Raw genomic sequence first — 6,411 nt, 5'->3', positions numbered from 1 at the left:
GCGCCCGTGCAGTTGTCGACCCAGGCCGTCTACACCCTCAGCTTCCTGATCTTCTGGGCCGTCATCGCCTTTGGCGCCAGCCTGGCGCTGCTGCTCATCAGCCTGYCCGGCGACGAGGTCAAGCCTGGGCGTCACGCGCCGGGCTGGCCTCGCTGAGCCCGGCGCCTGCCACCACGCGTGCGTTGCGGTCATGCGTCCAGTAGGCCCAGGCCCAGTCCACCAGCACGACGAAGCGGTTGCGGAAGCCGATCAGGAAATAGACGTGGGCGAACAGCCAGAACAGCCAGGCGGGCAGGCCCGAGAAGCGCAGCGACCCGGCCGGCGTGCCCAGGTCGACGACGGCGCTGTGGCGGCCGATGGTGGCGAGGTTGCCGTAGTCGCGGTAGCGAAAGGCCTGCGTCGCCTCGCCGCGCAGCCGGCGCTGGATGTTGGCGGCGGCGTGCCGGCCCATCTGCTTGGCGCCGGGTGACACGCCGGGCACGGGCTTCGGAGGCTGGCCGGGTGCGTGGCTCTGCGCGGCGGCGAGGTCGCCGATGACCTGGATGTTGGCCYGGCCCTTCACGCTCAGGTCGGGCTCGACGACCACACGGCCGGCGCGGTCCAGCGTGCAGCCGGTTGCATCGGCCAGCKCACGGCCCAGGGGCGAGGCCGCCACGCCGGCGGCCCAGACGACGCAGCGGCTGTGCAGGCGCTCCGGGCCGGTTGGCGTCGTGATGTCCAGCCCCTCGGCGTCGATACCGGTCACACGGGCGTTCAGGCGCACGTCCACGCCGAGCGCGCCCAGTTGCTCGCGGGCGCGTTCGCTCAAGCTCTCGGGCATGGCCTGCAGCACACGCGGGCTGCCCTCCACCAGCAGCACGCGCGCCTGTCGTGGGTCGATGCGGCGGAATTCACCGGGCAGGGTGTGGCGGGCGATCTCGGCGAAGGTGCCGGCCAGTTCGACCCCGGTCGGCCCGCCGCCGACAACGACGAACTGCAGCAGGGCGGCGCGCTGGGCGGGATCGTCCTCGCCATTTGCTTCACGTTCGGCAGCCTCGAAGGCCAGCAGCACGCGGCGGCGAATCTCGAAGGCGTCGCTCAGCGTCTTCAGCCCCGGCGCGTGCTCGGCCCAGTCATCGCGGCCGAAATAGCTGTGCGTGGCGCCAGCGGCGACGATGAGGTGGTCCCAGCGCAGCGTGGCGCCATCCTTCAGCGTGGCGGTTCGCGCGGTGGCGTCGATGGCTACGATCTCGCCCATCAGCGTCGTCACATTGCGCTGGCCGCGGAAGAGGTGGCGGATGGGCGCCGCAATCGACGGCGCCGACAGGCCCGCCGTGGCCACCTGGTAGAGCAGGGGCTGGAAGAGGTGATGGTTGGTCTTGTCGACGAGGGTGATGTCGACGTCGGTGGTGCGCAGCGCGCGCGCCGCCTCCAGGCCGCCGAAGCCGCAGCCAATGATCAGGACTTGAGGACGCATGGACAGCCATCCTACGCTCGGTTTGTTGCGCCGCAGCATGACTGTTTTTCAAATGGCGGCAGGCTGGTTGCATCGTGATGCAAAGCCAGCCGGCAAGGTCCGATCACGTGCCGTTTGCGCACCTAGGATGCGGCGCCCAAGATGTCCTCCGCCACGCTGGCCGCTGCCTCCTCCGCACCCGAACCGACCTGGCAACGCCCGCGCGGCGGTGGCCTGCGCGGGCTGTCCTTCCACCAGTGCCTGCTGGCCGCCTWTTTGCTGATCACGGCGCTGCTGGGCGGCGCGGCGGCCCAGGCCATGTTCGCACTCGAGCATGTCGCCCTGCAGAGCCGCGAAGCCGCGCAGGACGCCGCCAGTCTGAGCGCCCAGGTGCAGCGGCTGTCCGAACGCACCGTGGCCATGGAGCGCAGTGCGCGGCAGTTCCTGGTGCTCGACGACGCCAGCCTGCGCGAACGCTTCCAGGCCGCCTGGGCAGACGCCAAGGCCACGCAGGCGACATTGGCCGGCACGCTGACCGAGCCGGCATCGAAGCAGCTGTTCGCCGACTGGGGCAGGCAGGCCGAAGCGGCCTGGGAGGTGCTGCAGAACCCAGGCCCGACCCGCACTCGCTCCACGGCACTGCGGCGGCTGACACCGGTATTCGCGCGCCTGCACGGCCTCAACGAGACCCTGACCGAGCAGAGCCAGCGCGCCGTGGACCGCCGCAGTGACGCGGTGCTGGCCGAACTGGAGCAGCAGCGCCGCCTCATCAGCGCCCTGGTGCTGGGCGCCATCGCGCTGGCCGTGCTGCTGGCGCTGGGTTTTGGACACTGGCTGCTGCGGCCGCTGGCCCATGTCGAGGCGGCCATCGGCCGGTTGGGCGACAACCGCTTCGACGAGCCTGTGGAGGTGCGCGGCCCGGCCGACCTGCGCCGGCTCGGGCGCCAGCTGGAGTGGCTGCGCCAGCGCCTGGCCACGCTGGAGTCGGACAAGACGCGCTTCGTGCGCCACATCTCGCATGAGCTGAAAACGCCGATGGCCTCCATCCGCGAAGGCGCGGCCCTGCTGCGCGAGGGCGTTGCCGGCCCGCTGACGCCGGATCAGACCGAGATCGTGCGCATCCTCGGCGACAACAGTGCCGCCCTGCAAGGCCAGATCGAGGACCTGCTGCGCTACCAGACGCTGRCCTCCAACTCTCAGCAACTGCAGCGCCGCGCGACCGACCTCAAGGCGTTGCTGGCGCGTGTGGTGGATGAACAGCGCCTGCTCTGGCAGACCCGGGGCCTGCAGGTACGCATCGACGCCGCAGCCTGCAACGCCCTTGTCGACGACGCCAAGCTGGCCATCGTGCTGGCCAATCTGCTGGCCAACGCGCTGCGCTTCAGCCCGCCCGGGGGCGTCATCGTGCTGACCCTGGAGCAGGACGACCGCAAGTTTTGCATCGACTGCATCGACGCCGGTCCCGGCGTGGCAGCCGAGGATGCCGAGCGCATCTTCGACCCCTTCTACCAAGGCCGCAACCAGGCGCCCGGTGCGCGCCGCGGCAGTGGCATCGGCTTGTCCATCGTGCGCGAGATCGTGCAGGCCCACGGCGGCTGCTGCCGGCTGCTGGCCAGCGAAGGCGGTGCCCATTTCCGGATTGAGATACCCCATGCGAAGACTGCTTGAGATTGGCTCATTGCTGCTGCTGGCCGCCTGCCAGACGGCCCCGCCAGCGCCCGTGCCGGCTCCGCCGCCCCCTGCGCCTGTCTGCCCGGAGCTGCCCGCGCCACCGCCGCAGGTCGACGATCTGAAGGCGCTGGTCGGCTATGCCGAGGATCTGCGCAAGGCGCTGGCCCTGAACCAGGGGCGCAGCAGCGCAGACCAAGCCCAGGCTGCGGCGCAGCTCGACCTGATCGCCAATGCGACCGACGCGTCGGCCGAACCGATCAAGCCGCTGGCCGCGCTGATGGCCACCCGCCTGGCCGAGCAGCGGCGGCTGCAGGACAACATCGACAAGCTCAGCCAGCAACTGCGCGAGAGCCAGCGCCGCAACGAGCAGCTCAACGAGAAGCTCGAGGCCCTCAAGGCCATCGAGCAGACCCTGCCGGGCAAGCCCGGTGCTCCGCGATAAAGGGGCAGCAATGACCACGCAAGCCACCATCCTCCTCGTCGACGACGACGCCGACCTGCTGCGCCTGATGACGATGCGGCTGACCGCTGCCGGCCACGCTGTGCAGGCCGTGGCCAGCGCCGAAGCTGCGCTCGCCCACCTCGCCGTGCGGCTGCCGTCTCTCGTCATCACCGATGTGCGCCTGCCGGGGCTGGACGGCCTGGCCCTGTTCGACGAGGTGCGCGCCCGGCACCCGTCGCTGCCGGTCATCCTGCTGACCGCCCACGGCAACATCCCCGATGCGGTCGACGCCACGACGCGGGGCGCCCATGCCTATCTGACCAAGCCCTTCGACGGCAAGGGGCTGCTGGACAAGATCAACCAGGCGCTGCGGGTGAACGTGACGGGGCCGGCGCCGCTGGACGGCGATGCTGCGTGGCGCAGCGAGATCATCAGCCGCAGCCCGCGCATGGCCGAGGTGCTGTCCGAGGCGCGGCTGGTGGCGGCGACCGACGCGAGCGTGCTGATCTCGGGCGACAGCGGCACCGGCAAGGAGCTGCTGGCGCGCGCCATCCACCGCGCCAGCCCGCGCGCAGCGAAGCCCTTCATCGCGGTGAACTGCRCCGCSATCCCCGAGGCMCTGCTGGAATCCGAGCTGTTCGGCCAYGTGAAGGGCGCSTTCACCGGCGCGCAGGCACAGCGCCAGGGGCTGATCCCCGCGGCGCAGGGCGGCACGGTCTTTCTGGACGAGATCGGCGACATGCCGCTGGCCCTGCAGGTGAAGTTGTTGCGCGTGCTGCAGGAACGCGTCGTGCGGCCGGTAGGCAGCAACGAGGCGGTAGCGGTGGATGTGCGTGTGCTGTCGGCCACCCACCGCGACCTGGAGCTCGCCATGGCCGAGGGCCAGTTCCGCCCCGACCTCTATTACCGGCTCAATGTCGTGCAACTGCGCCTGCCCCCGCTGTCGGAGCGGCGCGAGGACATCGCGCTGCTGGCCCAGCACTTCCTGCAGACATTGGCCGAGCGGCACCGCCGGCCGGTCAAGGGTTTTGCGCCGGATGCGCTGGAGGCGTTGGTGACTGCGCCCTGGCCGGGTAATGCGCGCCAGCTCTACAACGTCGTCGAACAGGTCTGCGTGCTGGCCATGGCGCCGCTGGTGTCGCTGACCCAGGTGCAGCGCGCGCTGCAGACGCCGTCGTTGGAGGTGCTGAGCTACCAGCACGCCAAGCAGCGTTTCGAGCGCGACTACCTCAATCAGTTGCTGAAATTGACCTCGGGCCATGTGGCCGAGGCCGCACGCCTGGCCGACCGCAACCGCACCGAGTTTTATCGCCTGATGCAGAAGCACGGGCTGGATCCGCAGCTCTTTCGCGCTGACCCCCTAGCTGCCGCGTCGGATTCGGGCGACAGAAAACCGTCAGATGAATCAAGCACTTAGGCCGGCATCGCCATGCGGCGTCGCCGCCCGGCGACAAAAGCGCCGGTGCTGATGGCCGCAGACGGGCCCTGTCGCGCCGGGTTTTGGCCTAAGTCGTTGATCTGCTGACGAAATTTGAAACTGGCACGGGCCTTGCGCTGAACCTGTTCGTGGTGCCCCCCGGTATCGCTTTCGATTCACGCATCCTCAGGAGATCTGCATGCGACAAACATCCACCTTCGCCCGACTGCTGTCTGCCGCCTTGATGGCTGGTAGTGCCACTGCGACCTTTGCCGCTGACCAAGCACCGGCGACGCCGGCCCCGGCCGAACAGGTTGCTCAGGCGCAAACCGCCGGCGACACGACGATTGCCAGCCAGGCCCAGGCCGTATTGCAGCAGGACAAGGATCTGGCAGCCCTGCCGCTGACCGTGAGCAGCAGCGCTGCTGGCGTGGTCGTGCTCAAGGGCGCGGCACCCAGCGCCGACCTGGCCCAGAAGGCCATCAAGCTGGTTCAGGCCGTGCCCGGCGTGAAGGAAGTGCGCAACGAGATCAAGGTCGGCTGACCGCCGTTTCCTTGATCTCGAGGCCCTGCGCGCCCCCGCAGGGCCTTTTTTCGTCTGGCTTCAGCAGCGGCTGTTGTTCACCAAGACCTGAAGCCCGGCCTGGTCGAGGATGCGCAGCTGGCGCTGCCTGACCTCCAGCAGCCCGTCCTCCTGGAATTTGGAGAAGGTGCGGCTGACGGTTTCCAGTTTCAGGCCGAGGTAGCTGCCGATCTCTTCGCGCGTCATGCGCAGCACGAGGCTGGATGCCGAGAAGCCGCGTGCCTGCAGGCGCTGGGTCAGGTTCAGCAGGAAGGCCGCCAGGCGCTCCTCGGCCCGCATATTGCCGAGCAGCAGCATGACGCCGTGGTCGCGCACGATCTCCCGGCTCATGATCTTGTGAAAGGAGTGCTGCAGCACGCTGAATTCGCGTGACAGCTCCTCCAGCTGGGAATAGTGGATGACGCAGACGGACGAGTCCTCCAGCGCGACGGCGTCGCAGTGGTGACGGTCGCTGCTGATGCCGTCCAGGCCGAGCAGCTCACCGGCCATCTGGAAGCCGGTGACCTGGTCGCGGCCATCCTCGCTGCCGACGCGGGTCTTGAAGAAGCCGGTGCGCACGGCGTACAACGCTTCAAAGCTCTCGCCGTTGCGAAACAGATACCCGCCGCGCGGCACGCTGCGTCGCATGGCGACGAGGCCATCCAGGCGGGTCAGGTCGGCAGCCTGCAAGCCCACAGGCAGGCAGAGTTCGCGCAGATTGCAGCTGGCGCAGGCGACCTTGAGCGGCTCGAGCGCGGCGGTGGGGCAGGGGAGACTCATGGGTTGGCATTCTTGGACCGGGCCGGCACTGCGCGCTTGACCTGGATCAAGGCCGGCGAGCCGCGGTATCGGCACAGTTGCCGCATGGCTGCTGTGACCGAAAG

The 6,411-nt window shown here is 69.3% G+C and carries 6 protein-coding genes; 4 read left to right on the top strand and 2 right to left on the bottom strand.

Annotated features, from left to right (window positions below):
* Window positions 1–118: 118 nt before the first annotated feature.
* On the bottom strand, window positions 119–1,456 hold the full coding sequence (locus AC1DU6_RS16560) for an NAD(P)/FAD-dependent oxidoreductase (RefSeq protein ID WP_477858385.1): 1,338 nt from the start codon (window positions 1,454–1,456) through the stop codon (window positions 119–121).
* Between the two features lie 141 nt (window positions 1,457–1,597).
* Here AC1DU6_RS16560 and AC1DU6_RS16555 point away from each other — a divergent pair, with 141 nt between their 5' ends.
* The 4 genes from AC1DU6_RS16555 to AC1DU6_RS16540 all read left to right on the top strand — a co-directional run bounded on the left by AC1DU6_RS16555 (window position 1,598) and on the right by AC1DU6_RS16540 (window position 5,509).
* The gene (locus AC1DU6_RS16555) at window positions 1,598–3,103 is read left to right on the top strand and encodes a sensor histidine kinase (protein ID WP_477858383.1); all 1,506 of its coding nucleotides are present in this window, start codon (window positions 1,598–1,600) and stop codon (window positions 3,101–3,103) included.
* Window positions 3,087–3,548: a hypothetical protein gene (locus AC1DU6_RS16550; RefSeq protein ID WP_457324944.1), complete on the top strand. Its 462-nt coding sequence runs from the start codon at window positions 3,087–3,089 to the stop codon at window positions 3,546–3,548. Before AC1DU6_RS16555 ends, AC1DU6_RS16550 begins: the two co-directional genes overlap by 17 nt.
* Before the next feature lie 10 nt (window positions 3,549–3,558).
* Entirely contained in the window at window positions 3,559–4,965 is a 1,407-nt protein-coding gene (locus AC1DU6_RS16545) for a sigma 54-interacting transcriptional regulator (protein WP_477858381.1), read from the top strand.
* Window positions 4,966–5,164: 199 nt separating this feature from the next.
* Window positions 5,165–5,509 carry a BON domain-containing protein gene (locus tag AC1DU6_RS16540; protein WP_056197769.1) on the top strand — a complete coding sequence of 115 codons (345 nt, stop codon included), beginning with the start codon at window positions 5,165–5,167 and terminating at the stop codon, window positions 5,507–5,509.
* 60 nt (window positions 5,510–5,569) lie between these two features.
* On the opposite strand, the gene AC1DU6_RS16535 is transcribed toward AC1DU6_RS16540, so the two are convergent.
* Entirely contained in the window at window positions 5,570–6,307 is a 738-nt protein-coding gene (locus tag AC1DU6_RS16535) for a helix-turn-helix domain-containing protein (RefSeq protein WP_477858379.1), read from the bottom strand.
* Window positions 6,308–6,411: the final 104 nt, after the last annotated feature.

This window comes from Roseateles sp. P5_B10 (assembly GCF_056400485.1).
Note: the sequence above shows the minus strand (reverse complement) of the source record. Positions and strands in the feature narration are given on the sequence as shown.